A 23,239-nucleotide genomic window follows, 5' to 3' on the forward strand; every position below is an offset into this window, starting at 1 on the left:
GCTCGCCTCAGGCGAGCAGGGTGGGGAGGTGTTGATCCTCACCGGACCCCCAGGACTAGCCCCGACTTCCTCACCCTGGCGGCTTTGCCGCCTGTCCCTCCCCATCAAGGGAGGGAAGGATTTGCTCCAGGAGCAGTGGCGCGATCGGCACATCCGGCGGGGCCGCGGGGTCGATCCACAGCACCTCCTCGATCTCGGCCTGGATCGCGATGTCACCCGCAACCTCAACGAGATAGGCCGCGGACCTCACGGTCGCGCCAGGCTCGTTCGCCGCCGCCGCCTCGAACCGACCCAGCAAGGTCGCCGAGACCAGCTCGACCCCCAGTTCCTCCGCCAGCTCGCGGGCCAGGGCTGCCAGATCGTCCTCGCCGGGCTCGCGCTTGCCGCCGGGCAGCATGAACCGCTGTGTCTGGCGTTTGCGCACGGTGAGTAGCCGTCCCGTGTCGTCGCGGATGACAGCGCCCACCACCTCGACGATCATCGGGGCAACCAAACAGAGGAAACGGCATGGGACGGGCGACCAAGGTGCTGGCCGAGGGCATCTACTTCGGCGAAGGGCCGCGCTGGCATGAGGGCCGGCTGTGGTTCAGCGATTTCTACGCGCATGCGGTGAAGTCGGTGTCGCTGGCCGGCGACGTCCGCGTCGAGTTCGAGATCGACGACCGGCCCTCGGGGCTGGGCTGGATGCCGGACGGCGCCATGCTGATCGTCTCCATGACGAGGCGCCAGGTCCTGCGCCGCACGGCGGACGGGACGATCACGGTTCACGCCGATCTGGGCCACATCGCCGACTTCCACTGCAACGACATGGTCGTCGATTCCGCGGGCGGAGCCTATGTCGGCAACTTCGGCTTCGACCTGGATGCCGCCATCGCGGCGAGGGGCGTCGAGCAGGTGCTGGCCGACCATCCGACCGCGAAGCTGGCCTATGTGTCGCCGACCGGCGAGGCCCGTATCGCCGCCGAGGGCATGCACTTCCCGAACGGCCCGGTCATCACGCCCGACGGCAAGACCCTGATCCTGGGCGAGACCCTGGGCGCGGTGCTCACCGCCTTCGATATCGGCCCGGACGGCGCGCTGTCGAACCGCCGTGTCTGGGCGACGACCTCGCCTAGCGTGCCGGACGGCATCTGTCTCGACGGCGACGGCGCGATCTGGATCGCCAATCCCATCGCCCCGATGTGCGTGCGGATCGCGGAGGGCGGCGAAGTGCTGGAGACCATCGAAACGGGCCAGCCCTGCTATGCCTGTATGCTGGGCGGCGACGACGGCAAGACGCTGTTCATGCTCACCGCCGCCAGCTCGGATCACGAGGCGGCTGCGAAGACGGCGACCGGCAAAATCATCGTGGCGCAGGTGGACAGCCCACGGGCCGGGCGGCCCTAGGCCCCCAGCAGGCGCGCGGCGCGCGGGGCGAAGTAAGTGATCACGCCCGCGGCGCCCGCGCGCTTGAAGGCGCCCAGGCTCTCCAGGATCGAGCGCTCCTCGTCCAGCCAGCCGTTCTGGGCGGCGGCCATGATCATCGCGTACTCGCCCGAGACCTGGAACGCGAAGGTCGGCATCTGAAAGGCGTCCACCACCTGGCGAACGATGTCGAGGTAGGGCATCCCCGGCTTGACCATCACCATGTCGGCGCCCTCGGCGATGTCGAGGGCCACCTCGCGCAGCGCCTCGGCATGGTTGGCGTTGTCCATCTGGTAGGTCTTCTTGTCGCCCGGGTTGTCCACTGAGCCCGTGCCCAGCTTCCCTGAGCCGATGGCCTCGCGGTAGGGGCCGTAGAAGGCCGAGGCGTACTTGGCGGCGTAGGACATGATCATCACGTCCTGCAGGCCCTCGCTCTCCAGCGCCTGGCGGATCGCGCCGACGCGACCGTCCATCATGTCGGAAGGGGCCAGGATATCGCAGCCGGCCTTGGCCTGCATGACCGCCTGGCGGACCAGCGCCTCGATGGTCTCGTCGTTGAGAATGCGGCCGTCCTGGATCAGGCCGTCGTGGCCGTGGTCGGTGAACGGGTCCAGCGCCACGTCGCACATGATGCCGACCTCAGGCGCGGCGTCCTTCATGGCCTTTACGGCGTTGGCGACCACGCCGTTAGGATCGTGCGCGAGCTTGCCGGTCGCGTCCTTCTTGGCGCCATCGATATGCGGGAAGACGGCGATGGCCGGGATGCCCAGGGCCCTGGCCTCCTTGGCCGCCTTGGCGCACTCTTTCACCGACAGGCGGGCGACGCCCGGCATCGAGCCGACCGGGACCGTGCCTTCGCCCTCGTGCACCACCATCGACCAGATCAGGTCGTTCGGCGTCAGCACCGTCTCGCGAACCATGCGTCGGATCCAGTCGGCCTGGCGCAGGCGGCGCATGCGAAGGGCGGGATAGGCGGCGAGGGGCGCGTTCGTCATGGCGGCGCATTTGCAGCCATGCCCTCCAAGACGCAAGTCCGCAGGCTCAGCAGTTGTGTAGCACGTGGCATCGGATGCCGGTATATCCCGACATCCCGGGCGCATCCCGGTATCGCTTCACGGCCTAGTTGTGACGCGCCTCTCGGGCGAACTCGTCCGTCCCCTCATTCGGGTCGAAGCCGCGGTTCACGCCTCGGGCGATGGCCCGCTCGCGCTGGCAGGCCGGGCCGGTCATGTCCGGATCGGCGACCGGGTCGCAGGCGATGCGCATCCAGGGCCTGGGCCATTCGCCGTCGGCGAACACCGGGCCGAACAGGTCGACGCCGCGGTCGTTTGCGCCGCTCCTACCGGCAGGAGGGCCGACATAGCGCGGCGCCACCGGAAAGACGGGTCTGATCACCGGAGCCTCCAGGGCGTCCTGCTGGTCGGCTCGCGACGGCGGCCGGGGCAGCTTGGCGACGTCGAGAAGCTGAACCACCACCGCGGGCGCTGCTGCATCCTCCGGTGTGCGGTCCTGCCGGAACGCGAACCAGCCCAGCACCAGGCCGTGCAGCAGGATCGACAGCACGAACACCACGGTCCGCCGCCGCGTTCGCGCCGTCCCGATGCTGCCGATCGCGACGGCGGTCATGCACCCACTCTCCCGCCTCCAATCCAGCCGCCAAAAGCGACCAGCGCGTGGCGCCGGAGCCCAAGATGGTGACCCAGCGGACGAGTTGACAGCCCGCACGCGCCGCGCTCAACCGCTGGCATGGATTTCAACCTCTCAGACGACCAGCGGGCGATCGAGGACGCGGCGCGCGCCTTTGCCCTGGCCGAGCTGGCGCCGCACTCGGCGCGCTGGGACGAAGACAAGGTCATGCCGCGCGAAGTGCTGCGCGCGGCGGCCGAGCTCGGCTTCGCGGGCCTCTATGTCCAGGAGGACGTCGGCGGCTCGGCCCTGGGCCGCCTCGACGCCTCGATCGTCTTCGAACAGCTGAGCTACGGCGACGTCTCGGTCGCGGCGTTCATCTCGATCCACAACATGGCCTCGTGGATGATCGACCGCTTCGGCTCGGACGACCTGCGCCGCCGCTACCTGCCCAAGCTGACCACGATGGAGTTCGTGGCCTCCTACTGCCTGACCGAGCCCGGCTCGGGCTCGGACGCCGCCGCCATGAAGACCACCGCGGTGAAAGACGGCGACCACTACGTCCTCAACGGCTCCAAGGCCTTCATCTCGGGCGCGGGCTACTCGGACGTCTACGTCGTCATGGCCCGCACGGGCGGGCAGGGGGCCAAGGGAGTCTCGGCCTTCGTCGTCGAGAACGGCGCGCCGGGCCTGTCGTTCGGCGCCCAGGAACGCAAGATGGGCTGGAACGCCCAGCCGACCGCCATGGTGAACTTCGACGACTGCCGCGTCCCGGAAGCCAACCGGATCGGGGCTGAGGGCGACGGCTTCAAGTTCGCGATGGCCGGCCTGGACGGCGGCCGCATCAACATCGCCTCGTGCTCGCTGGGCGGCGCGGGTCTCGCGCTCGATACGGCCAAAAGCCACCTCGAAACGCGCAAACAGTTCGGCCAGGCGCTGAAGGAGTTCCAGGGCCTGCAGTGGCGCTTCGCCGATATGGCGACCGAGCTGGACGCCGCCCGCCTGATGGTGCGCCGCGCGGCCCACTCGCTGGACACCAAACACCCCAACGCGACCCAGCACTGCGCGATGGCCAAGCGCTTCGCCACCGACGCGGGCTTCGAGGTCGCCAACCAGGCGCTGCAGCTTCATGGCGGCTACGGCTACCTGCGGGACTATCCCCTGGAGCGGATCGTCCGCGACCTGCGCGTCCACCAGATCCTCGAAGGGACCAACGAGATCATGCGCGTCATCACCGCGCGGGAGCTGTTCCGCTCATGAGCGAACCCGAAGTCCTCTGCCGGATCGAGGGGAAGGTCGGCCGCATCACGCTCAACCGGCCCCAGGCGATCCACGCGCTGACCACGAACATGATCGCGCTGATGGCGCAGGCCCTGCTGGCCTGGCGCGAGGACCCGGCCGTCGAGCTGGTGCTGATCGACCACGCCGGCGAGCGCGGGTTCTGCGCGGGCGGCGACATCCGCATGCTGGCCGAGAGCGGCGCGGGCGACGGCGCCAAGGCCCGCGAGTTCTTCTTCACCGAGTACCGGCTGAACCACCTGCTGTTCCATTACCCGAAGCCGCGGGTCGCGATCATGGACGGCATCACCATGGGCGGCGGCGTCGGTCTGTCGCGGCCGTGCCGGTTCCGGGTGGCCACCGAGCGGACCACCTTCGCCATGCCCGAGACCGGCATCGGTCTGTTCCCCGACGTCGGCGGGGGCTGGTACCTCAGCCGGATGCCCGATCACATTGGCCTGTGGCTGGCGCTGACCGGGGCCCGGATCAAGGCGGCCGACTGCGAGCTGCTGCAGTTGGCCACCGACTACGTCGAGAGCGCCCGCATCCCGGACCTGAAGGCCGCCATCCTGGCCGAGCCCCACCGCACCGAGACGATCCTCACAGAGTTCGAAGGCGACGCCGGCCGCCCCGCGCTGGCCCAGCACCAGGACGAGATCGCCCGCATCTTCGCCGCGCCCAGCGTCGAGGCGATCGTGGAGGGTTTGGAGACCGCCGGCACCGAATGGGCCGCCGAGCAGCTCAAGGTGATGGCCACCAAGTCGCCCCAGACCATGAAGGTCGCCTTCCGCCAGCTGCAGCTGGGCGGCCAGGCCAGGTCGTTTGCCGAGAACATGGCGATGGAGTACCGCATCGGCGCCCGCGTGGTGCAGCGTCACGACTTCCTCGAAGGCGTCCGCGCCGTGATCGTCGACAAGGACAACGCGCCGAAGTGGAGCGAGGCCCGGCCGCACGACGTGAGCGAACAGACGCTCGACGCGATATTCGCCCCGCTCCCTTCCGATCAGGAATGGTCGCCTCTACCTTGACCGGCAAGGCGGCCAGGACCGGCCGCGGGGAGGAATCTAGATGCGAAACAAGCTTCTGACGGGCGTGGCCCTGGCCTTTGTCTTGTCGGCCGGCCTGGCCCAGGCCGCGCCGTCCGCCGCCGTCACCGCCGCCGTGGCCGACAAGGGCCGCCCCGAGGCCGACACCAAGCGCGACGCCGACCGCAAACCTGCCGCGATGATGGACTTCGCCGGCGTGAAGCCGGGCGACACGGTCGTCGATTTCATTCCGGGCGGCGGCTACTTCACCCGCATCTTCGCCAAGACGGTGGGATCCAAAGGCCACGTCTACGCCATGGGCAACCCGCCGCCGCCGAATGCGACCGCGCCGCCCCCGATCGCGGCCGTCGCTGCCGACCCCCAGTACGGCAACATCAGCATCGTCTCGATCGCCGGCGGCGACTTCAAGCTGGACAAGCCGGCCGACATCTTCTGGACGGCCCAGAACTTCCACGACCTCTACGCCCGCCAGCGCAACATCGACGTCGCGAAGGTGACGAAGGCGATCTACGACAACCTGAAGCCCGGCGGCGTGTTCGTGGTCCTGGATCATCAGGCCACGCCCGGCGCGCCGATCGACCCCGACGACAAGCTGCACCGCATCGACGGCGCCGCCGTCCGAAAACAGGTCGAGGCTGCCGGCTTCAAGTTCGAGGCCGAGAGCAACGTCCTGCGGAATCCCGCCGACGACCACACCAAGATGGTCTTCGACCCGGCGATCCGCGGGAAGACCGACCAGTTCATCTACAAGTTCCGCAAGCCCAAGTAGGGCGTCAGACCAAGAGGTATCCATGACCCGCGTTGCGTTCATCGGCCTGGGCAACATGGGCGGCGGGATGGCCGCCAACCAGGCGAAGGCGGGGCGCGAAGTCATGGCCTTCGACCTGTCGCAGGCGGCGCTCGACAAGGCCGCCGGCGCCGGCTGCGGCAAGGCCGCCTCGGTGCCCGAGGCCGTCAAGTCGGCCGACGCCGTGATCACCATGCTGCCGGCCGGCCCGCACGTCCGTTCGGTCTACGCCGAGCAGATCCTGCCGCATGCGCCGAAGTCGGCGCTGATGGTCGACTGCTCCACGATCGACGTCGAGAGCGCCCGGGCGGTGGCGACCCAGGCCAAGGCGGCGGGGTTCCGCTTCGCCGACGCGCCGGTTTCAGGCGGCACGGCGGCGGCCGACGCCGGCACGCTGGCCTTCATGGTCGGTTGCGACGAGGCCGACTTCGCCGCGGTGGAGGACGTCATCAAGCCGATGTCGCGCGCCACTATCCGGGCCGGCGACCATGGGGCAGGGCAGGCGGCCAAGATCTGCAACAACATGGTCCTGGGCATCTCGATGATCGGGGTCTGCGAGGCCCTGGCTCTGGCCGAGAAGCTGGGCCTGGACCCCGTGAAGTTCCACGAGATCTCGTCGCAGTCGTCGGGCCAGTGCTGGAGCCTGACCAGCTACTGCCCTTGGCCGGGCCCGGTGCCGACCGCACCCTCGAATCGCAACTACGAAGGCGGATTCGCCACCGGCATGATGCTGAAAGACCTCAAGCTGGCGCAGGAAGCCGCCGCGAAGGCCGGCGCCGCCACGCCGCTGGGTGCGACCGCCGAGGGGCTCTACGCGCTGTTCGACCGTCTGGGTGGAGGAGCCAAGGACTTCTCGGCGATTCTCGAGATGCTCCGCGGCAATACCCCGCAGGCGTGATCGTGCGGCCGCTGCGAAGCGCGCTTTGATCGGTGTCAACGACGGGTCCGATCACGAAATTTACGTACCCATTCACGAAAGGTGACGCCGGATTCACCTTCGTGTTTGTGGACAAGGTGAAATCCCGGCGCCAAAAGGCAGTCATATCTCAGGGGCCGGGCGAAGCGCGCTCACGTACGCGCGACCGGGAACAAGTCGATGGATTACAGGGAAGCTTTCCAAACCGCCTTGGACCGTGTCCGGTCTGAGGGTCGCTACCGGGTCTTCGCCGACCTGAAGCGCCATCGCGGCGAGTTCCCGCGCGCCACCTGGACCCGCGAAGACGGCACGACTCAGGACGTCACCGTCTGGTGCTCCAACGACTATCTCGGCCAGGGTCAGAACCCCGTCGTCCTGGACGCCATGCACGAGGCCATCGAAGCGGCCGGCGCCGGTTCTGGCGGCACCCGCAACATCTCGGGCACCACCCACTATCACGTCGAACTCGAGCGCGAGCTGGCCGACCTTCACCAGAAGGAATCGGCGCTGCTGTTCACCTCGGGCTACGTCTCGAACGAGGCGTCGCTGTCGACGCTCTACAAGATCCTGCCCGGGCTGCTCATCTTCTCTGACGAGCTGAACCACAACTCGATGATCAGCGGCATCCGCGCGGGCAAGCGCGAGCAGCGGATCGTCTTCCGCCACAACGACCTGCAACACCTGGAAGAGCTGCTGGCCGCCGCCGATCCGGCCGCGCCGAAGGTGATCGCCTTCGAAAGCGTCTACTCCATGGACGGCGACATCGCCGACATGCGCGGCACTGTGGCCCTGGCCAAGAAGTACGGCGCGCTGACCTACCTCGACGAGGTCCACGCGGTCGGCATGTACGGCCCGCGCGGCGCCGGCGTCGCCGAGCGCGACGGCGTCATGGCCGAGATCGACATCATCGAAGGCACGCTGGGCAAGGCGTTCGGCGTCATGGGCGGCTACATCGCCGCCGACGCGGTGATCTGCGACGCCATCCGCAGCTGGGCCGACGGCTTCATCTTCACCACCTCGCTGCCGCCGGCCCTGGCCGCCGGCGCCGTGGCCTCGATCCGATACCTCAAGGAACACAACGAGGTTCGCGTGGCCCATCAGGCTCGCGCCGCGGCCCTGAAGGCCAAGATGCTGCGGGCCGGCCTGCCGGTCATGCCCTCGGTCAGCCACATCGTGCCGCTGCTGGTCGGCGACCCCGTCCACTGCAAGATGATCTCGGACATGCTGCTCGAAGAGCACGGCATCTACGTCCAGCCGATCAACTTCCCGACCGTGCCGCGCGGCACCGAGCGTCTGCGGTTCACGCCGTCGCCGGCCCACGACGACCGGATGATGGACGAGCTGGTCGAGGTGCTCGAGAAGCTCTGGGTCCACTGCAACATCGCCCGTGTGGGCGGCGTCGCGGCCTGACGACCGCTCACCGCTTTCCGCCTTTGCGCGAAAGAGACACCCGTCGATGATGCGCGTCCTATTGTAGCGGAGCGCGTCCATGCTGAACCCGAACACCTTGCCCTGGAGCGGCGGCTGCCGCTGCGGCCAGCTCCGCTTCGAGGTGACCGAGGCGCCGATGGTGACGATGGCCTGCCACTGCCGAGGCTGCCAGCAGATGACCGGCGGGCCCTATTCGCTCAGTACGCTCTTCCCGAAGAGCGGCTTCAAGGTCACGGCCGGCGACCCCGTCGTCGGCGGGCTGCATGGCGAAATCCGCCACATGCACTGCGCGCACTGCCTGTGCTGGGTATTCACCGAGCCGCCCGGTATGCCGATGGTCAACGTCCGTTCGACCATGCTGGACGACGCCGCCGACGCCGCGCCCTACGTCGAGATCTACACCTCTGAAATGCTGCCCTGGGCGGAAACTGGCGCGCCCCATCGGTTCGAGAAGTTCCCGGACGATGGCGCATGGATGCCGCTGATCCGGGCGTACATGGCCAAGGCCGCCGCCGACGGCTGAAGCGCGCCTCCGCGCTAGTGGTGCGACAAGTGCGACCGCGGCGGTTTGGCGCAACGAGAAAGCAACCGAAGCGTGCTCAACTCCTGCGTAGGAGTTGGTTCGAGCACAACCCGACGCGGGCCGGCTCCAGAGCGCCCCTGTTGTTGACGCAGGGGCGCTCTAAACCTCGCGTCGCGCTGCGCTACTTGCGCCGCCGCACGCCTCGGCCCAGGCCGATCTGCTTCGCGAACTCCGACCGGCGCGCCGCATAGGCCGGCGCCACCATCGGGTATTCCGGGGGCAGGCCCCAGCGGCGGCGATAGTCTTCGGGGCTCATGTCGTAACGCGAGCGCAGGTAGCGCTTCAGCATCTTCAGCTTCTTCCCGTCCTCCAGGCAGACGATGTAATCGTGCTGGACGGACCGGCCGACCGGCACGGCGGGCTTCTGGCGTTCCTCGGGCGCGGCCGGGACGGCGCCGCCGCTGACCAGCTGGGTCAGCGCATGGTGCACCGAGCGGATGATGTCGGGTACGGCGTCGGCGGTGACGGCGTTGCGGCTCACGTAGGCCGAAACGATGCCGGCCCCCAGGCGCATCAACTCTTCGCCGGACAGCCCGTCGGTGTCGGATCCTACGCTCATGATCACCCTCTGCTTGATGTACGCGCACGGTGAGAGGCGCGGCGCGGCGTCGCCCCCCGAGCCCTCGGGGGGCTCAACGCCATCACGCGTGAAAGGTTCCACAGAATTCCTGCGCGCGGCTGCGGTTGGAGCCGGAGGCGATCAGGAGTAAAGGGAGCGCCTTCGCCGGACATAGATTCACGCGTCGCCCCAACGAAAGGCCTTGCCCTTGAACCTGCACGTGCAAACCCAGCCTTCCACCGAAGCGTTCTTCAAGGCCGACATCGGCCAGGCTGATCCAGCGATCGCGAAGATCCTCGGGGCGGAGCTGACGCGCCAGCAGGAGCAGATCGAACTGATCGCCTCCGAGAACATCGTCTCGAAGGCCGTCCTCGACGCCCAGGGCTCGGTGCTCACCAACAAGTACGCCGAAGGCTATCCGGGCAAGCGCTACTACGGCGGCTGCGAAGTCGTCGATGAGGCTGAGACCCTGGCCATCGAGCGCGCCAAGCAACTGTTCGGCTGCGAGTACGCCAACGTCCAGCCGCATTCGGGCAGCCAGGCCAACCAGGCCGTCTTCATGGTCACCATGACGCCCGGCGACACGTTCATGGGCATGAACCTCGACCACGGCGGCCACCTCACCCACGGCAAGTCGGTCAACCAGTCGGGCAAGTGGTTCAACCCGGTGGCCTACGGCGTGCGCGCCCAGGACCACCTGATCGACTACGACGAGGCCCGTGAGGTGGCGCTGGCCAACAAGCCCAAGGTGATCATCGCCGGCGGCTCGGCCTATTCGCGCCACATCGACTTCGCCAAGTTCCGCGAGATCGCCGATGAGGTCGACGCGATCCTGATGTGCGACGTCGCCCATTACGCGGGCCTGATCGTGGCCGGCGAGTATCCCAACCCGTTCCCGCACGCCCACATCGTCACCACCACAACGCACAAGACCCTGCGGGGTCCGCGCGGCGGCCTGATCCTGACCAACTCCAAGAAGCTGGCCGGCAAGATCAACTCGGCGGTGTTCCCGGGCCTTCAGGGCGGGCCGCTGATGCACGTGATCGCCGCCAAGGCGGTCGCGTTCGGCGAGGCGCTGCGTCCGGAGTTCAAGACCTACGCCAAGCAGGTGATCGAGAACGCGCGCGCGCTGGCCGACAGCCTGCAGAGCGTGGGCTTCAAGATCGTGTCCAACGGCACCGACAGCCACCTGATGCTGGTCGACCTGACGCCCAAGAGCGTCTCGGGCGCCCAGGCCGAGATCGCGCTGGAGCGGGCCGGCATCACCACCAACAAGAACTCGATCCCCGGCGATCCGCTGCCGGCGATGCAGACCTCGGGCCTGCGCGTCGGCACGCCCGCCGGCACAACCCGAGGCTTCGGCGTCGCCGAGTTCCGTCAGGTCGGCAAGTGGATCGGCGAGGTTCTGGACGCCGTGGCGACCGGGGAAGACTCCTCCGCGGTCGAGGCCAAGGTGCGCTCGGAAGTGGTCGCCATGACGAGCCGCTTCCCCATCTACTCCTAATAGGGGTAAATGGCCGGGAAGGGGGCTAGATATGCGCTGCCCGTTCTGTGGCCATGACGAGACCCAGGTGAAGGACAGCCGCCCGTCGGAAGACGGGGCGGCCATCCGTCGCCGTCGGCTTTGCCCCTCCTGCGAGGGTCGGTTCACAACCTTTGAGCGCGTGCAGCTGCGCGAGCTCACGATCCTGAAGCGGTCGGGCCGCCGGGCGCCGTTCGATCGCGACAAGTTGGCCCGCTCGCTCTCGGTGGCGCTGCGCAAGAGGCCGGTCGAGCCGGAACGTGTCGAGCGCATGATCTCGTCCATCGTCCGCCAGCTTGAGAGCATGGGCGAGACCGAGCTGCCATCGTCGACGATCGGCGAGCTGATCATGAAGCACCTGAAGCAGCTCGATGACGTGGCCTACGTCCGCTACGCCTCGGTCTACCGCGACTTCCGCGAGACCAGCGACTTCGCCCAGTTCCTCAGCGAGGAAGGCCTCAGCGAGGCCCAGGCCGACGAACGCTGAAGGCGCCGGCCTGTCGGCCGACGCCTCCATCTCTCAGGTGAGGACGCCCTAGCAGAAGGCCGGCGCGACCGCGTCGATCTTGGCCCGGCCCTCGGGGCTGATCTCCCCCAGGGCCTTCAGGAAGCCCTGGTTGCGGAGCGCCGAGCCGAGGTAGGTCCACCGTTGCGCCTGATGCTGCCGCGCCAGGAAGGTCTCGCGGTGGGCGTCCGGGAGCGTTCGGCCGATTGCGGCTTCCAGCGAGGCGAGGTCCAGCTGCGTCTGCTGCGACAGGCCGCCGTCGATGAAGGCGCCGATCGCCAAGAAGGCATCTACCGCCGCCAGCGTCTGCTCGGGCCCGGCCTTCATCGCCAGCTCATGGAACACCATGGCGTCCAGTTTGGCGTGCTGGGACTCCTCCAACCAGTGGTGCTTGAGCAGGCTCTTGAACTGCGGGTCGAGGCCCTCGTCGTCCTCCACGGTCTCCAGCCAGTGCTGCTGAGTGGCCCACTCGATCGCCAGGATGAACAGCGCCATGCCCAGATCGCCGTGGCTGCGGATGGTCGCGCCGATCTCCTCGGCTGGGCCAATGAAGCCGCAGTCCACATCGAAGCCCTCACGGAAGGCCTGCCGGAAGCGGACGAACAGCTCGATGTGCTTCATCTCTTCCGTGACGAAGTTGGTCAGAGCCTCGGTGCGGTGCGGGTCCTGGTCGGGCGTCGAGGGCGTTTGCTCCTCGATCGCCGGCAGAATGCAGCGCTCCACCAGCTCGAACATGGCCAGGTAGCCGAAGCCGCGGATCTGGTTGAGCTTCAGCCGCTCGGCGGGCGTGAGGAACGACAGTTCGCCGGTCCGCGCAAAGCTCTCGGGCAGGAACGGCCGGGTGAAATCCATGGGTTTGCCCGGGCCGATGATGTCCTCGATGCGCCAGTTCACGCGCTTCGAAATCTCGAGCAGGCGTTGGTAGTTGTGGCCTTGAAGCATGGTTCTTCTCCTCGCGCGGAGGCGCCGCCCCTCGGGGCGCGCTGGCCGCGATGGGTGAAGTCCGCCGCTAGTTGTTTGCGGTTGTCGGGTCGATGATCTGCGGGATCTCGGTGATGCGCGTCACCGGGAAGCCGCTGAGTTCGGCGTGGGTGTTGATCGTGTCCTCGCCGTCCGCGAGGTAGATGCAGTACGTCCGGTCGCCAGCGACATAGCTTTGCTGCCACTGCACGGTCCCGCCGATCTTCTCGATCGCCTGGTTCGAAGCGCGAGCCACCCCGCACAGCTCGACAATGGACATGCCGCCTATGCCGGGAACGTCCCGTTCGACCAGGAAACGTCTGAGTTGGGCCATGGCGCCGTCCCCTGCATTTCCCTCGATGACCGCAGTGTCGCCGGGGGCAGTGCGGGGCACAACCTAAACAATCTGGCCCTCACTAAAGTTTTTGCTTAGTAAGGCGCGATGGTCGCTCCCACCTATCTTAGGTCGCTACAGGCGCTCGAACTCGCCGTGCGCAAGGGCTCCTTCGTCGGCGCCGCCGAGCGCCTGGGGATCACGCCGGCCGCAGTCGGACAGCGGGTGAAGGCGCTGGAGGACTATCTGGGTGTCGAACTGCTGTCGCGAGGTCGCGCAGGCCTGCGCGCTGCGCCCGGCCTGGAACCCGCCCTGCCACACCTGGCGCGGGCCTTCGAGGCGCTGGACGCCGCCGCCCGCGAGCTCGAGCTGCAGCGCGGTCACGAGCTGCACATCGCCGCCGCCTCCGACTTCGTCGACCTCTGGCTGGCCCCGCGGCTGCATCGGTTCCGCGCCGAGCACCCGAACATCCGCTTCAACATCAACGGCGAGGGCGACGCGCCCATGCGCCTGGGCCGCGTCGACTGCGAAATCAGCTACGGCGCGCCGCGCAATGGCGTGGCGACCGATCTGCTGTTCCGCGACTTCGTGGCGCCGATCACATCACCCGTGAACCTGGCGCGGACGGCCGGGATCGAGTCCCGCGCCCGGCTGGAAGGCTTCCCGCTGGTCCATCTCGACTTCTACAAGGACGATCCGGCCGGCCTGTCGTGGCCCGAGTGGGTGGCGGCCAACGGCGTCGCCCGCACGGCGCCCGAGCGCGGCATGCGCTTCCGGCGGATCACCGCGGCGCTGGACGCCGTGGCGGCCGATGCCGGGGTCACGCTCTGTGGTCTGGCGCTCATCGGCGACCTGCTGGAAGCCGGCCGGGTCGGCTTGCCCTATCCGGTCGATACGGGGCGATGGAGCCGACACGGTTTCCGCGCCCGCTTCCGCGCCGACATCGACGGCCGCCGCCACGTTCAGCGTTTCCGCGACTGGCTGCTGGCCGAGAGTGCGGCCACGGCGGCGGCGCTGGCGCTCAGTGTGGGTGACCCGCCCGACTGAGCCCGGCTTGGCGCCCCGGCGCTTCTCGGCCATGAACGACCGCGAATGACGATCACCCTCAAGCTCGCGACGTCGCTGGACGCCCGGATCGCCACGGCCTCCGGCGAGAGCCGCTGGATCACGGGTGCGGCCTCCCGCGAGCAGGTGCACCGTCTTCGCGCCGCGCACGACGCCGTGGTGGTCGGCATCGAGACCGCGCTGGCCGATGATCCGGAGCTCACGGTGCGATTGCCGGGCTACACAGGCCGCCAGCCGGCGCGCGTGGTGCTGGACAGCCGCCAGCGCCTGTCGCCCGCCTGCAAGCTGGCGGCGACCGCGCGTGAGACGCCGACCTATGTCGTGACCACGGCAGAACCCGACGCGGCGCTGACCCAGGCCGGCGTCCACGTGCTCAGCGTTGCGGCCGATGGTGAGGGGCGTCCGGATCTCATGGGCGTTGTCCAGGCGCTTGCCAACGCGGGCCTGGCGAACCTCTTCCTCGAGGGCGGCGGGCAGGTCGCCGGCAGCTTTCTGCGTCATGGACTGGTCGACGCCATCGAGTGGTTCCGGGCCCCCATCGTCATCGGCGGCGAAGGCCGCCCGGCCATCGGCGCCTTGGCTGTTGCGGCGCTGGCCGGGGCGCCCCATTTCCGGCGGGTGGAGGTCACGCAGCTCGGCGACGACCTCTGGGAACGCTACGCCCGCGTGGCCTGAAGAGGGGCTTGAGCTTTGTTCACCGGCATCGTCACCGACGTGGGTCGCATCCGCAGCGTCCGCGACACCAACCGTGACCGCCGCTTCGAGGTGGAAACCGCGTTCGATCTCTCGACCATCGACATCGGCGCCTCGATCAGCCACGCCGGCTGCTGCCTGACCGTGGTGGAGAAGGGCGAGGGCTGGTTCGCCGTCGAGGTCTCGGGCGAGACCCTGGGCCTGACCACCCTGTCCGACTGGCATGAGGGACGGCCCGTGAACCTGGAACGCGCCGCCAAGGTGGGCGACGAACTGGGCGGCCACATCGTCTCGGGCCACGTGGACGGCGTCGGCGAGGTGCTGTCCATCGAGAGCGAGGGCGGGTCGCACCGCGTGAAGGTGCGCGTCCCCCGTCCGCTGCACCGCTTCATCGCGCCCAAGGGCTCGATCACCGTCGAGGGTGTGTCGCTCACGGTCAACGAGGTCGAGGACGATGTCTTCGGCGTGAACCTGATCCCCCACACCTGGGACGTGACCACGCTGGGGACCTTGAAGGTGGGGAGCCGCGTGAACCTCGAGATCGACATGCTGGCGCGGTATCTCGCCCGCTGGCGAGAAACGGCCTAAGAGCACCTTCCGATATTGAAGGACGATCTATGAGCGACGAACCGATCCGCATCCTCATCGTGGAAGCCCGCTTCTACGACGATCTGGCCGACGCCCTGCTCGAGGGCGCGACCCAGGCGCTGAGCGCGTTCGGCGCCGAGTATGAGGTCGTCACCGTGCCGGGCGCGCTGGAGATCCCCGGCGCCATCGCCCTGGCCGAGGAAGCCGGGCACAAGCCGACGGGCGTGCGCTACGACGGCTACGTAGCCCTGGGCTGCGTCATCCGCGGCGAGACCTATCATTTCGAGATCGTCTCGAACGAGAGCGCCCGCGGGATCATGGACCTGACCACCGGCAAGCGCCTGTGCATCGGCAACGGCATCCTGACCACGGAAGACGACGAGCAGGCCTGGGCCCGTGCGCGCTTCAGCGAGGGTGACAAGGGCGGCGGCGCGGCGCGCGCGGCCCTGACGATGATCGCGCTCAAGCAGCAGCTGATGGGCGGCAAGCGATGAGCCAGCACGCGTCCCGTTCGGTCGCGCGCCTGGCCGCCGTCCAGGCCCTCTACCAGATGGAAGTCTCGGCCATCGGCGTCGAGCATGTGATCCGCGAGTTCACCGAGCACCGCTTCGACCGCGCTCTGGAAGGCGTCGAAGGCGAAGGCGACACCCTGGCCTCGGCCGACGAGAGCTTCTTCGCCGAGCTGGTGCGGGGCGTGGTCGCCGAACAGCGCCGCGTCGACGCCGCCATCGTCAAGCGCCTGGCCGAGAACTGGAAGCTGGACAGGCTGGACGCCACCGTGCGCGCCATCCTCCGCGCGGGCGCCTTCGAGCTGGCGCACCGTCCCGATGTGCCGACCGAGGTGGTGATCGACGAGTACGTCGACGTCGCAAAGAGCTTCTTCGAAGGAACGGAGCCGGGCTTCGTGAACGGGGCCCTGGATGCGGTGGCCCGGGACGTCCGCAAGACCTGAGGCGTTCGCCACGCCACCGCCACCGAATCTGCGTTTGATGGTGTGGCGCCGAAGTTGGCGGAGAGACGAGGCCGATGTCCGAGCCGCCTAGATCGCTCGACGAATTCGGAGAGATCGCCCGGCTGTTCCTGCCGCTGGCTCGCGGCGCGCCCGGCGCGTTCGAGCTGAAGGACGACGCCGCCGTCATCCCCCAGCGCGCGGGCCACGACATCGTGGTGACCAAGGACGCCATCGTCGAAAGCGTCCACTTCCCCACCGGCGAGGCGCCTGACCTCGTGGCCCGCAAGCTGGTGCGGGTGAACCTCTCAGACTTGGCCGCCAAGGCCGCCGAGCCGTTCGCGGCCTTCCTGGCCGTGAGCTGGCCCGCCCACTACACCCTGCGCGACCGCGAACGCTTTGTCCTGGGTCTGGCCTCGGACCTCGAGGCGTTCGACGTGGACCTGCTGGGCGGCGACACGACGTCCACGCCGGGCCCGTTCACCTGCAGCCTCACCGCCATGGGCTGGGTCCCGGCGGGGCGGATGATCCGGCGCGCGGGCGCCCGGCCCGGTGACCGGGTGCTGGTCTCGGGCGCCATCGGCGACGCCACCCTGGGCCTGGCCGCGATCCAGGGCGAGGTCTCAGACCCCGATGGCCGACTGGTCCACCGCTATCGCTTCCCGGAGCCCCGGCTGGACCTGCGCGCCACCTTGCGCCGACACGCCACGGCCGCGGCCGACGTCTCGGACGGCCTGATCGCCGACGCCCGCCACATCGCCGAGGCCAGCGGCGTCGGTCTGATGCTGGACCTGGACCAGATCCCGCTCTCGGGCGCCGCCGCCACCTGGCTTGAGCGCCAGGAGGACGTGGCCTCGTCGCTGCTGCGCCTGGCAACCGGCGGCGACGACTACGAGATCGTCTGCACCATGCCCTCCGGCGCCACCCGGCCGCGGGGCTTCACCGTGATCGGCGAGGTGCGTGAAACGCCTGGCCTGGAGGTCCGCGCCGCCGGCCGGACCGTCGACCCCGGCGCCGGCGGCTGGACGCACGGCTGAGGCCGTTTAGGCTCTGCTCCAACAACGGAGGCGTCGTGCGTAAGCCCAATGTGATCATCATCCTGGCCGACGACCTCGGCTACGGCGACGTGGGCTGCAACGGCTCCACCCACATCCGCACGCCCAACATCGACCGGCTGGCCGCCGAGGGCGCGCGGCTGACCGACTTCTACGCCTCGGCCAACGTCTGCACGCCGTCGCGGGCGGGCCTGCTGACCGGCCGCTATGCCATTCGCTCGGGCCTGGCGCACGAGGTGATCCAGCCGGCCGACACCACGGGCCTGCCGCCGGGCGAGATCACCATCCCCAAGGCGCTGAAGCCCGACTACGCCACCGCCCTCATCGGCAAGTGGCACCTGGGCCATGTCGCCCCGCACTGGCCGCCCACCAACTACGGCTTCGACCGCTTCTACGGCCTGGCCTACAGCCACGACATGCGCCCCCTGCAGCTGTTCGAAGCCGACGGGCCCGAGGTGACGGCCCACGAGGGCCGAGTCGATCTGACGAAGCTGACCCAGCGCTTCTTCGAACAGACGATGGCCTTCGCCGAAGCCCATCGCGAGCGCCCCTTCTTCGTCCTGCTGGCTCTGACCGCGCCGCACATCCCGCTGCGACCCAACCCCGATGATCCCACCGGCTCGCCCGCCGGCGACTATGGCGACGTGGTCGAGGAGATCGACCTGAACGTCGGGCGGCTGCTGGACCGCCTCCAGGCGCTGGGCCTCGACGACGACACGCTGGTGGTTTTCACCTCGGACAACGGTCCCTGGTTCGAGGGTTCGTCCGGACCGTTCCGCGACCGCAAGGGCGGCTCGGCCTGGGACGGGGGCTTTCGCGTCCCGCTGGTGGTGCGCCTGCCCCGGCGCATCCCTGCCGGAACGGTCGGGCGGGGCCTGGCCAGCAACCTGGATCTCCTGCCCACGGTGCTCAGCCTTGCCGGCCTGGAGCCGCCCGCCGACCGGGAGCTGGACGGCCTGGACCTCACGCCCATGCTTATGGGCGGGGAGGGCGGCCACGACGAGATCCTGCTCTTCAACAACAACCATGTGGCGGGCCTTCGCACCCCGCGCTGGAAGTTGGTGGCGCGCTCGTATTATCGCGACATGGACATCCCGCTGGACGGCCTGCCGCTCCTCTTCGACATGCAGGCCGACCCCGGCGAGACCTATAGCGTCGCCAGCCTGTACCCGGAGGTGCTGGCCGACATGCGGGAGCGCCTGGCCCGGGCGCGGGCGAAGTACGAGCCCATCGCCGCCCAGTTCCCGCCTCACGTGGCGCCGGCCAGCGCGAAGGATCATCCGGACTAGATGAACAGCCCCGGCAGTTCACGCAGGGACACCACGATGTGATCGGGCGTGCAGGCGGCGTCGGTCGGAAGGCCCAGGTTGAAGCCGTCGCACCAGACCGCGGTCAGGCCCAGCGTCTGGGGAACGCGGACCTCCCACTCGAGATGGTCGCCCACCATCCAGGTATCGTGGGGCTCGGCGCCCAGGGCCGCCATCGCGTGGTGGTAGGCGCGGGGCTCTGGCTTGCCGAAGCCCATCTCACCTTCGATCTGGATATGGTCGAAGTAGGCGGCCAGTCCGAAGCGCTCGATCTTCGCCCGCTGCGTCGGCGCCGAGCCATTGGTGACCAGCGCCAGCCGGATCCCCAGGTCCTTCAGGGCCTGCAGGCCGTCCAACGCGCCGGGGAAGCAGACCGTCATCGCGTCGCGCGCGGCGCTGAAGTCGGCGGCGAACCGGTCCGCCAGATCCGGGCCCAACGGCGGCAGCATGGCAAAGGTCTCGCGGACCACGCCGCGCCGGGCTTCCGTGATGCTGAACCGCGCTGCCTTGTGTCGCTCGGGATCGCTCCAGAACGCCGTGAGCGCCGCCTCCAGCCGCTCGGCGACCGTGTCCGGCGTATGAGGGAGCAGGTCCGACGCCAACTCGCGCGCAATCGCCAGCAGAACCTGCGGCCGCTGTCCGGCCGCCAGGATCGTGTCGTCCATGTCGACGAGGATGGCGCGTGGCCGACGCGAACTCACCGGCGATCAGATGAAATCGAACCGCACCTGCGAGCGGCCGAAGTCCAGCGCCACTTGCTCGAACTGCGACAGCAGGTCGATGCCCAGCACCAGCGCGGGGCTGTCCTTCAGACCCCAGATGTCGAAGACATGCATGTCGGCGCAGGTCACCTGGACGTTGCCCAGATGCAGCCCGCCCAGTCGCAGGAACGGCAGGAACACCGCCTCGCCGACAAAGACCTCGCCGGCCAGCGACTCCATCCGCACCTCGCGCACGGGTTCGGTCTTGCCCTTGCGGGCCTCGGACGCGCGGACCAGGTCGCGGAGCTTGCTGTTGCAGAGCGTGCCCTGGGCCCCCGAGTCGATGATCGCGCTGATGCGCTTTCCCGACAGGTCGGCGTCGACGATGGTCAGCTGGCCGTGGCGACGACGCGCGGGGACCACGACGACCTTCCCAGGCTCGCTTTCGTCGCTCTGCGACTTGGTGATCTGCATGGACATCTTCCGGAAGTCCATCTCCAGGCGCTGGCCTTTCAGCCAGTCGACGCCCAGGACACCGTCCACTTCCGAGCCCTTGATCGGCAGCGACGGGGCGCGAACGCGCTTGCGATTGCGGGGCCCGACCTGCAGCTCGTCCAGGGTCACGATCGGCCGGTCGCGGACACCCACCACCGTGTGGACCTTGGCCGTCTCGCGCGACTTGAGCGACAGCTTCTCGGCCAGCTTGTGCGACACGCAGCTGGTGTTGGCGCCGGTGTCGAGCAGGAAGTTGAAGGGCCCGCGACCGTTGACGCTGACGGGCGCCAGCATGTGCTCGAAGCTGGACTCGGTCATGGCGAGTTTGGCGTTGGGCTCGTCGGCGTCGGGAAGTTCGACGACGGGCGTGTCGGCCAGCGCCTTCGTGGCGGGTAGGGCGGCGGCGCTCGCGGCGAGGACGCCCAGAGCGGCAGTTCGACGGGTCGGAGACATGTCCCCGCACTCCTCCCACTTCTTGTTCTGCAGGCAGGATACCACCGTTCCGACAGCGTCGCCATGAATGCGACAAGCGGCGCCGGTTGCTGTGGCAACACTACGGAAAGGCTTTGCGGGCAAGATTTACGAGATGCTGCGCAAAGCCCTCATCGCCGCCCTGATGGCCCTCGCGGCCTCACCCGTCTTCGCCGCCGAGAAGGAGGACAAGGGCGACGTCGGCCAGTACGTCGACCTCCAGGCGGTCGGCCTGCCGATCGTCGTGAACCGACAGCTCGTGAACTACGTCTTCGTCTACGTCCGCATCAATCTGACCTCGGGCGCCAACGTTGCGCGGCTCCGCGAGAAGGAGCCCGTGTTTCGTGACGCCCTGGTCCGCGCCGGCCATCGCACGCCCTTCACGCTGGCCTCCGACCTCGGCGCCGTCGACGTTCCCAAGCTGACCGCAACGCTCAAGCGCGACGCCGCGGCGATCGCCGGACCGGGGCAGATCCTTTCGGTCGTCGTGACTCAACAGGCGCCCCGGCGGCGCGCTCGCACGCCCGCCGCCTGATCCTGCAGCCCCGATGTAAGCGGTTCCCCAGCGGCGCCGGTTGCGCGGGTCTTCGAAACCCTATTAGTTTCCGAGGTCTTTCCAGGGCGCGCCTCTGCGCCCGGGACGAAGTTGGGGAAACGCGAAGGGGCAGGGAGCCGGCCTGAGCACGCCCGACCGAGGCGGCCGTCGGCTTTCCTCCGCGCACATAGTCGCAGAGGGGCGATAGCTATCATGAGTTCTGTTCTATTATTGGTGATCGGCGCAGGGGCGCTGGCGGTGCTTTACGGCATCCTCCAGACGGTCGCGCTCCTGAAAGCCTCGCCGGGCAACGCGCGAATGCAGGAGATCGCGGCGGCGATCCAGGAAGGCGCGCAAGCCTACCTGAAGCGCCAGTACACGGCGATTTCGGTCGTGGGCGTCGTCGTGCTGATCGCCCTGTTCCTGCTGATCGGCGCATACGCCGCCGGCGGCTTCCTCATCGGGGCCGTGCTTTCGGGCGCCGCCGGCTTCGCCGGCATGCTGATCTCGGTTCGCGCGAACGTTCGGACCGCGCAGGCGTCGTCGGAAAGCCTGGCGAAAGGCCTGAAGCTGGCCTTCACCTCGGGGGCCATCACCGGGCTGCTGGTGGCGGGCTTCGCCCTGATCGGCGTGGCGGGCTACTACGCCTTCCTCACCGGCTCGCTGGGGCTGCTGCCGTCGGATCGCCATGTCGTCGACGGCCTGGTCTCGCTGGGCTTCGGCGCCTCGCTGATCTCCATCTTCGCCCGCCTGGGCGGGGGCATCTTCACCAAGGGCGCCGACGTCGGCGGCGACATGGTGGGCAAGGTCGAGGCCGGCATCCCCGAGGATGACCCGCGCAACGCCGCCACCATCGCCGACAACGTGGGTGACAACGTCGGCGACTGCGCCGGCATGGCCGCCGACCTGTTCGAAACCTATGCAGTGACCACGGTGGCCACCATGGTGCTCGCCGCCATCTTCTTCGGCGGTTCGGCCGTCGTGGGCAGCGTGATGCTGCTGCCGCTGGCCATCTGCGGCGTCTGCATCATCACCTCGATCCTGGGCACCTTCGCGGTGCGCCTGGGCAAGAGCGGCTCGATCATGGGGGCCCTCTACCAGGGCCTGATCGTCACCGGCGCCCTGTCGGCGATCGCGCTCTATTTCCTGATCCCGTCGCTGGTGACGGAAGACCTGACGGTGGCCGGCAAGACCTTCAACGCCATGGCGCTGTTCTACTGCTCGCTCGCGGGCCTGGCGATCACCGCCCTGATCGTGATGATCACCGAGTACTACACCGGCACCAATTTCCGCCCGGTGAAGTCGGTGGCTCAGGCCTCGGTCTCGGGACACGGCACCAACGTGATCCAGGGGCTGGCCATGTCGCTCGAGGCCTGCGCGGCTCCGGCGATCGTCATCGTCCTCGGCATCATCGTCACCTACAACCTGGCGGGCCTGTTCGGCATCGCCATCGCCACGACGGCGATGCTGTCGCTGGCGGGCTTTATCGTGGCCCTGGACGCCTTCGGGCCGGTCACCGACAACGCCGGCGGCATCGCCGAAATGGCGGGTCTGCCGCCGGAAGTCCGCGTCACCACCGACGCGCTCGACGCCGTGGGCAACACGACCAAGGCCGTGACCAAGGGCTACGCCATCGGTTCGGCCGGCCTGGGCGCCCTGGTGCTCTTCGCGGCCTACACCGAAGACCTGAAGTACTTCGCGGCCAACGCGACGCCGGGGTCGTTCTTCGACGGCCTGGGCGCGGTGGCCTTCGACCTGTCCAACCCTTACGTGGTGGTCGGCCTCCTGATCGGCGGCCTGCTGCCGTTCCTGTTCGGCGGCATGTCGATGACCGCCGTCGGCCGCGCCGCCCAGTCGGTCGTGGTCGAGGTCCGTCGTCAGTTCCGCGAGAACCCCGGCATCATGACCGGCGAGGTGAAGCCGGAATACGGCCGCGCCGTCGACATCCTGACCAAGGCGGCGATCAAGGAAATGATCGTCCCGTCGCTGCTGCCGGTCGTGTCGCCCGTGGTGCTGTTCTTTGTCATCTACGCCATCGCGGGCAAGGTCGACGCCTTCGCCAGCGTCGGCGCGATGCTGATGGGCGTGATCGTCACCGGTCTGTTCGTCGCCATCTCGATGACCTCGGGCGGCGGCGCCTGGGACAACGCCAAGAAGGTGATCGAAGAGGGCTTCAAGGACGTCGACGGCGTGAGCCACGGCAAGGGTTCGGAGGCTCACAAGGCCGCCGTCACCGGCGACACCGTCGGCGACCCCTATAAGGACACGTCGGGTCCCGCCGTGAACCCGATGATCAAGATCACCAACATCGTGGCTCTGCTGCTGCTGGCGGTCCTGGCCAACGGGGCGGTCGGCTAGCCCGACCTCGCTGCGGCGAAAAAGAAGAGGCCCCGGAGAGCGATCTCCGGGGCCTTTTTCATGCCCTGCCC

Annotated in this window: 26 protein-coding genes; 18 read left to right on the forward strand and 8 right to left on the reverse strand. The window is 68.6% G+C overall.

Annotation, left to right across the window (positions count from 1 at the left end):
* Nucleotides 1–70: 70 nt before the first annotated feature.
* Nucleotides 71–481, reverse strand: a complete 411-nt coding sequence (locus ACQ66R_RS00435; protein ID WP_430418244.1) for an NUDIX hydrolase — start codon at nt 479–481, stop codon at nt 71–73.
* Between the two features lie 26 nt (nt 482–507).
* Here ACQ66R_RS00435 and ACQ66R_RS00440 point away from each other — a divergent pair, with 26 nt between their 5' ends.
* Nucleotides 508–1,386, forward strand: coding sequence for an SMP-30/gluconolactonase/LRE family protein (locus ACQ66R_RS00440; RefSeq protein WP_430418246.1), 879 nt, complete (start codon nt 508–510; stop codon nt 1,384–1,386).
* Here ACQ66R_RS00440 and hemB read toward each other — a convergent pair.
* Both hemB and ACQ66R_RS00450 read right to left on the reverse strand, forming a co-directional pair.
* On the reverse strand, nt 1,383–2,399 hold the full coding sequence (hemB, locus tag ACQ66R_RS00445; protein ID WP_430418248.1) for a porphobilinogen synthase: 1,017 nt from the start codon (nt 2,397–2,399) through the stop codon (nt 1,383–1,385). The genes ACQ66R_RS00440 and hemB overlap by 4 nt on opposite strands.
* Nucleotides 2,400–2,523: 124 nt before the next feature.
* Complete coding sequence (locus ACQ66R_RS00450) at nt 2,524–3,030, reverse strand: hypothetical protein (protein WP_430418250.1); 507 nt, start codon at nt 3,028–3,030, stop codon at nt 2,524–2,526.
* A 120-nt stretch (nt 3,031–3,150) separates the two neighbouring features.
* Here ACQ66R_RS00450 and ACQ66R_RS00455 point away from each other — a divergent pair, with 120 nt between their 5' ends.
* From ACQ66R_RS00455 to ACQ66R_RS00480, 6 genes are all read left to right on the forward strand, one after another.
* A complete protein-coding gene (locus ACQ66R_RS00455) occupies nt 3,151–4,290 on the forward strand; it encodes an isobutyryl-CoA dehydrogenase (RefSeq protein ID WP_430418252.1) in 1,140 nt (379 codons plus the stop codon).
* On the forward strand, nt 4,287–5,336 hold the full coding sequence (locus ACQ66R_RS00460; RefSeq protein WP_430418254.1) for an enoyl-CoA hydratase/isomerase family protein: 1,050 nt from the start codon (nt 4,287–4,289) through the stop codon (nt 5,334–5,336). Before ACQ66R_RS00455 ends, ACQ66R_RS00460 begins: the two co-directional genes overlap by 4 nt.
* Before the next feature lie 40 nt (nt 5,337–5,376).
* On the forward strand, nt 5,377–6,123 hold the full coding sequence (locus ACQ66R_RS00465; protein WP_430418256.1) for a class I SAM-dependent methyltransferase: 747 nt from the start codon (nt 5,377–5,379) through the stop codon (nt 6,121–6,123).
* Nucleotides 6,124–6,145: 22 nt separating this feature from the next.
* Nucleotides 6,146–7,039 carry a 3-hydroxyisobutyrate dehydrogenase gene (gene mmsB / locus ACQ66R_RS00470; protein ID WP_430418258.1) on the forward strand — a complete coding sequence of 298 codons (894 nt, stop codon included), beginning with the start codon at nt 6,146–6,148 and terminating at the stop codon, nt 7,037–7,039.
* A gap of 198 nt (nt 7,040–7,237) precedes the next feature.
* A complete protein-coding gene (gene hemA, locus ACQ66R_RS00475; RefSeq protein ID WP_430418260.1) occupies nt 7,238–8,467 on the forward strand; it encodes a 5-aminolevulinate synthase in 1,230 nt (409 codons plus the stop codon).
* Nucleotides 8,468–8,546: 79 nt separating this feature from the next.
* Nucleotides 8,547–9,011 carry a GFA family protein gene (locus ACQ66R_RS00480; protein WP_430418261.1) on the forward strand — a complete coding sequence of 155 codons (465 nt, stop codon included), beginning with the start codon at nt 8,547–8,549 and terminating at the stop codon, nt 9,009–9,011.
* 181 nt (nt 9,012–9,192) lie between these two features.
* Here the strand turns inward: ACQ66R_RS00480 and ACQ66R_RS00485 are convergent, their stop codons facing one another.
* The gene (locus ACQ66R_RS00485) at nt 9,193–9,630 is read right to left on the reverse strand and encodes a MucR family transcriptional regulator (RefSeq protein WP_430418263.1); all 438 of its coding nucleotides are present in this window, start codon (nt 9,628–9,630) and stop codon (nt 9,193–9,195) included.
* A gap of 214 nt (nt 9,631–9,844) precedes the next feature.
* On the opposite strand from ACQ66R_RS00485, the gene glyA reads away from it, so the two are divergent.
* Both glyA and nrdR read left to right on the forward strand, forming a co-directional pair.
* A complete protein-coding gene (gene glyA, locus ACQ66R_RS00490) occupies nt 9,845–11,134 on the forward strand; it encodes a serine hydroxymethyltransferase (protein WP_430426170.1) in 1,290 nt (429 codons plus the stop codon).
* A 31-nt stretch (nt 11,135–11,165) separates the two neighbouring features.
* On the forward strand, nt 11,166–11,639 hold the full coding sequence (nrdR, locus tag ACQ66R_RS00495) for a transcriptional regulator NrdR (protein ID WP_430418265.1): 474 nt from the start codon (nt 11,166–11,168) through the stop codon (nt 11,637–11,639).
* Nucleotides 11,640–11,687: 48 nt separating this feature from the next.
* Here the strand turns inward: nrdR and ACQ66R_RS00500 are convergent, their stop codons facing one another.
* The gene (locus tag ACQ66R_RS00500) at nt 11,688–12,599 is read right to left on the reverse strand and encodes a hypothetical protein (RefSeq protein WP_430418266.1); all 912 of its coding nucleotides are present in this window, start codon (nt 12,597–12,599) and stop codon (nt 11,688–11,690) included.
* 67 nt (nt 12,600–12,666) lie between these two features.
* On the reverse strand, nt 12,667–12,951 hold the full coding sequence (locus ACQ66R_RS00505) for a DUF4242 domain-containing protein (protein ID WP_430418268.1): 285 nt from the start codon (nt 12,949–12,951) through the stop codon (nt 12,667–12,669).
* Between the two features lie 108 nt (nt 12,952–13,059).
* Here ACQ66R_RS00505 and ACQ66R_RS00510 point away from each other — a divergent pair, with 108 nt between their 5' ends.
* The 7 genes from ACQ66R_RS00510 to ACQ66R_RS00540 all read left to right on the forward strand — a co-directional run bounded on the left by ACQ66R_RS00510 (nt 13,060) and on the right by ACQ66R_RS00540 (nt 18,590).
* Complete coding sequence (locus ACQ66R_RS00510) at nt 13,060–13,998, forward strand: LysR substrate-binding domain-containing protein (protein ID WP_430418270.1); 939 nt, start codon at nt 13,060–13,062, stop codon at nt 13,996–13,998.
* A gap of 45 nt (nt 13,999–14,043) precedes the next feature.
* Complete coding sequence (locus tag ACQ66R_RS00515) at nt 14,044–14,691, forward strand: RibD family protein (protein ID WP_430418272.1); 648 nt, start codon at nt 14,044–14,046, stop codon at nt 14,689–14,691.
* Nucleotides 14,692–14,706: 15 nt separating this feature from the next.
* The gene (locus tag ACQ66R_RS00520) at nt 14,707–15,297 is read left to right on the forward strand and encodes a riboflavin synthase (protein WP_430418274.1); all 591 of its coding nucleotides are present in this window, start codon (nt 14,707–14,709) and stop codon (nt 15,295–15,297) included.
* 29 nt (nt 15,298–15,326) lie between these two features.
* On the forward strand, nt 15,327–15,791 hold the full coding sequence (gene ribH / locus ACQ66R_RS00525) for a 6,7-dimethyl-8-ribityllumazine synthase (RefSeq protein ID WP_430418276.1): 465 nt from the start codon (nt 15,327–15,329) through the stop codon (nt 15,789–15,791).
* A complete protein-coding gene (gene nusB, locus ACQ66R_RS00530; RefSeq protein ID WP_430418278.1) occupies nt 15,788–16,249 on the forward strand; it encodes a transcription antitermination factor NusB in 462 nt (153 codons plus the stop codon). Before ribH ends, nusB begins: the two co-directional genes overlap by 4 nt.
* Nucleotides 16,250–16,323: 74 nt before the next feature.
* Entirely contained in the window at nt 16,324–17,283 is a 960-nt protein-coding gene (gene thiL, locus ACQ66R_RS00535) for a thiamine-phosphate kinase (protein WP_430418280.1), read from the forward strand.
* A gap of 35 nt (nt 17,284–17,318) precedes the next feature.
* Nucleotides 17,319–18,590 (forward strand): sulfatase-like hydrolase/transferase, encoded by a 1,272-nt coding sequence (locus tag ACQ66R_RS00540; RefSeq protein ID WP_430418282.1) that lies wholly within the window; start codon nt 17,319–17,321, stop codon nt 18,588–18,590.
* Here the strand turns inward: ACQ66R_RS00540 and ACQ66R_RS00545 are convergent.
* Both ACQ66R_RS00545 and ACQ66R_RS00550 read right to left on the reverse strand, forming a co-directional pair.
* Nucleotides 18,587–19,309 (reverse strand): HAD family hydrolase, encoded by a 723-nt coding sequence (locus tag ACQ66R_RS00545; RefSeq protein WP_430418283.1) that lies wholly within the window; start codon nt 19,307–19,309, stop codon nt 18,587–18,589. The genes ACQ66R_RS00540 and ACQ66R_RS00545 overlap by 4 nt on opposite strands.
* 6 nt (nt 19,310–19,315) lie before the next feature.
* Entirely contained in the window at nt 19,316–20,257 is a 942-nt protein-coding gene (locus ACQ66R_RS00550; RefSeq protein ID WP_430418285.1) for a retroviral-like aspartic protease family protein, read from the reverse strand.
* 133 nt (nt 20,258–20,390) lie between these two features.
* Between ACQ66R_RS00550 and ACQ66R_RS00555 the strand changes: the two genes are divergently transcribed.
* Both ACQ66R_RS00555 and ACQ66R_RS00560 read left to right on the forward strand, forming a co-directional pair.
* Nucleotides 20,391–20,810 (forward strand): hypothetical protein, encoded by a 420-nt coding sequence (locus ACQ66R_RS00555; protein WP_430418287.1) that lies wholly within the window; start codon nt 20,391–20,393, stop codon nt 20,808–20,810.
* Nucleotides 20,811–21,023: 213 nt separating this feature from the next.
* The gene (locus ACQ66R_RS00560; protein ID WP_430418288.1) at nt 21,024–23,168 is read left to right on the forward strand and encodes a sodium-translocating pyrophosphatase; all 2,145 of its coding nucleotides are present in this window, start codon (nt 21,024–21,026) and stop codon (nt 23,166–23,168) included.
* Nucleotides 23,169–23,239: the final 71 nt, after the last annotated feature.

Source organism: Phenylobacterium sp. (assembly GCF_965284355.1).
Taxonomy (GTDB): Bacteria; Pseudomonadota; Alphaproteobacteria; order Caulobacterales; family Caulobacteraceae; genus Phenylobacterium.

What these genes read in the sequence shown, in the direction of transcription:
- ACQ66R_RS00560 (WP_430418288.1), top strand. Translation starts at nt 21,024, where the DNA reads ATGAGTTCTGTTCTATTATTGGTGATCGGCGCAGGGGCGCTGGCGGTG.
- ACQ66R_RS00510 (WP_430418270.1), top strand. Translation starts at nt 13,060, where the DNA reads ATGGTCGCTCCCACCTATCTTAGGTCGCTACAGGCGCTCGAACTCGCC.
- ACQ66R_RS00485 (WP_430418263.1), bottom strand. Translation starts at nt 9,630, where the DNA reads ATGAGCGTAGGATCCGACACCGACGGGCTGTCCGGCGAAGAGTTGATG.
- ACQ66R_RS00435 (WP_430418244.1), bottom strand. Translation starts at nt 481, where the DNA reads ATGATCGTCGAGGTGGTGGGCGCTGTCATCCGCGACGACACGGGACGG.
- hemA (WP_430418260.1), top strand. Translation starts at nt 7,238, where the DNA reads ATGGATTACAGGGAAGCTTTCCAAACCGCCTTGGACCGTGTCCGGTCT.
- ACQ66R_RS00480 (WP_430418261.1), top strand. Translation starts at nt 8,547, where the DNA reads ATGCTGAACCCGAACACCTTGCCCTGGAGCGGCGGCTGCCGCTGCGGC.
- ACQ66R_RS00450 (WP_430418250.1), bottom strand. Translation starts at nt 3,030, where the DNA reads ATGACCGCCGTCGCGATCGGCAGCATCGGGACGGCGCGAACGCGGCGG.
- mmsB (WP_430418258.1), top strand. Translation starts at nt 6,146, where the DNA reads ATGACCCGCGTTGCGTTCATCGGCCTGGGCAACATGGGCGGCGGGATG.
- nusB (WP_430418278.1), top strand. Translation starts at nt 15,788, where the DNA reads ATGAGCCAGCACGCGTCCCGTTCGGTCGCGCGCCTGGCCGCCGTCCAG.
- nrdR (WP_430418265.1), top strand. Translation starts at nt 11,166, where the DNA reads ATGCGCTGCCCGTTCTGTGGCCATGACGAGACCCAGGTGAAGGACAGC.
- ACQ66R_RS00555 (WP_430418287.1), top strand. Translation starts at nt 20,391, where the DNA reads ATGCTGCGCAAAGCCCTCATCGCCGCCCTGATGGCCCTCGCGGCCTCA.
- ACQ66R_RS00500 (WP_430418266.1), bottom strand. Translation starts at nt 12,599, where the DNA reads ATGCTTCAAGGCCACAACTACCAACGCCTGCTCGAGATTTCGAAGCGC.
- ribH (WP_430418276.1), top strand. Translation starts at nt 15,327, where the DNA reads ATGAGCGACGAACCGATCCGCATCCTCATCGTGGAAGCCCGCTTCTAC.
- ACQ66R_RS00455 (WP_430418252.1), top strand. Translation starts at nt 3,151, where the DNA reads ATGGATTTCAACCTCTCAGACGACCAGCGGGCGATCGAGGACGCGGCG.
- ACQ66R_RS00440 (WP_430418246.1), top strand. Translation starts at nt 508, where the DNA reads ATGGGACGGGCGACCAAGGTGCTGGCCGAGGGCATCTACTTCGGCGAA.
- ACQ66R_RS00505 (WP_430418268.1), bottom strand. Translation starts at nt 12,951, where the DNA reads ATGGCCCAACTCAGACGTTTCCTGGTCGAACGGGACGTTCCCGGCATA.
- thiL (WP_430418280.1), top strand. Translation starts at nt 16,324, where the DNA reads ATGTCCGAGCCGCCTAGATCGCTCGACGAATTCGGAGAGATCGCCCGG.
- hemB (WP_430418248.1), bottom strand. Translation starts at nt 2,399, where the DNA reads ATGACGAACGCGCCCCTCGCCGCCTATCCCGCCCTTCGCATGCGCCGC.
- ACQ66R_RS00550 (WP_430418285.1), bottom strand. Translation starts at nt 20,257, where the DNA reads ATGTCTCCGACCCGTCGAACTGCCGCTCTGGGCGTCCTCGCCGCGAGC.
- ACQ66R_RS00465 (WP_430418256.1), top strand. Translation starts at nt 5,377, where the DNA reads ATGCGAAACAAGCTTCTGACGGGCGTGGCCCTGGCCTTTGTCTTGTCG.
- ACQ66R_RS00460 (WP_430418254.1), top strand. Translation starts at nt 4,287, where the DNA reads ATGAGCGAACCCGAAGTCCTCTGCCGGATCGAGGGGAAGGTCGGCCGC.
- ACQ66R_RS00515 (WP_430418272.1), top strand. Translation starts at nt 14,044, where the DNA reads ATGACGATCACCCTCAAGCTCGCGACGTCGCTGGACGCCCGGATCGCC.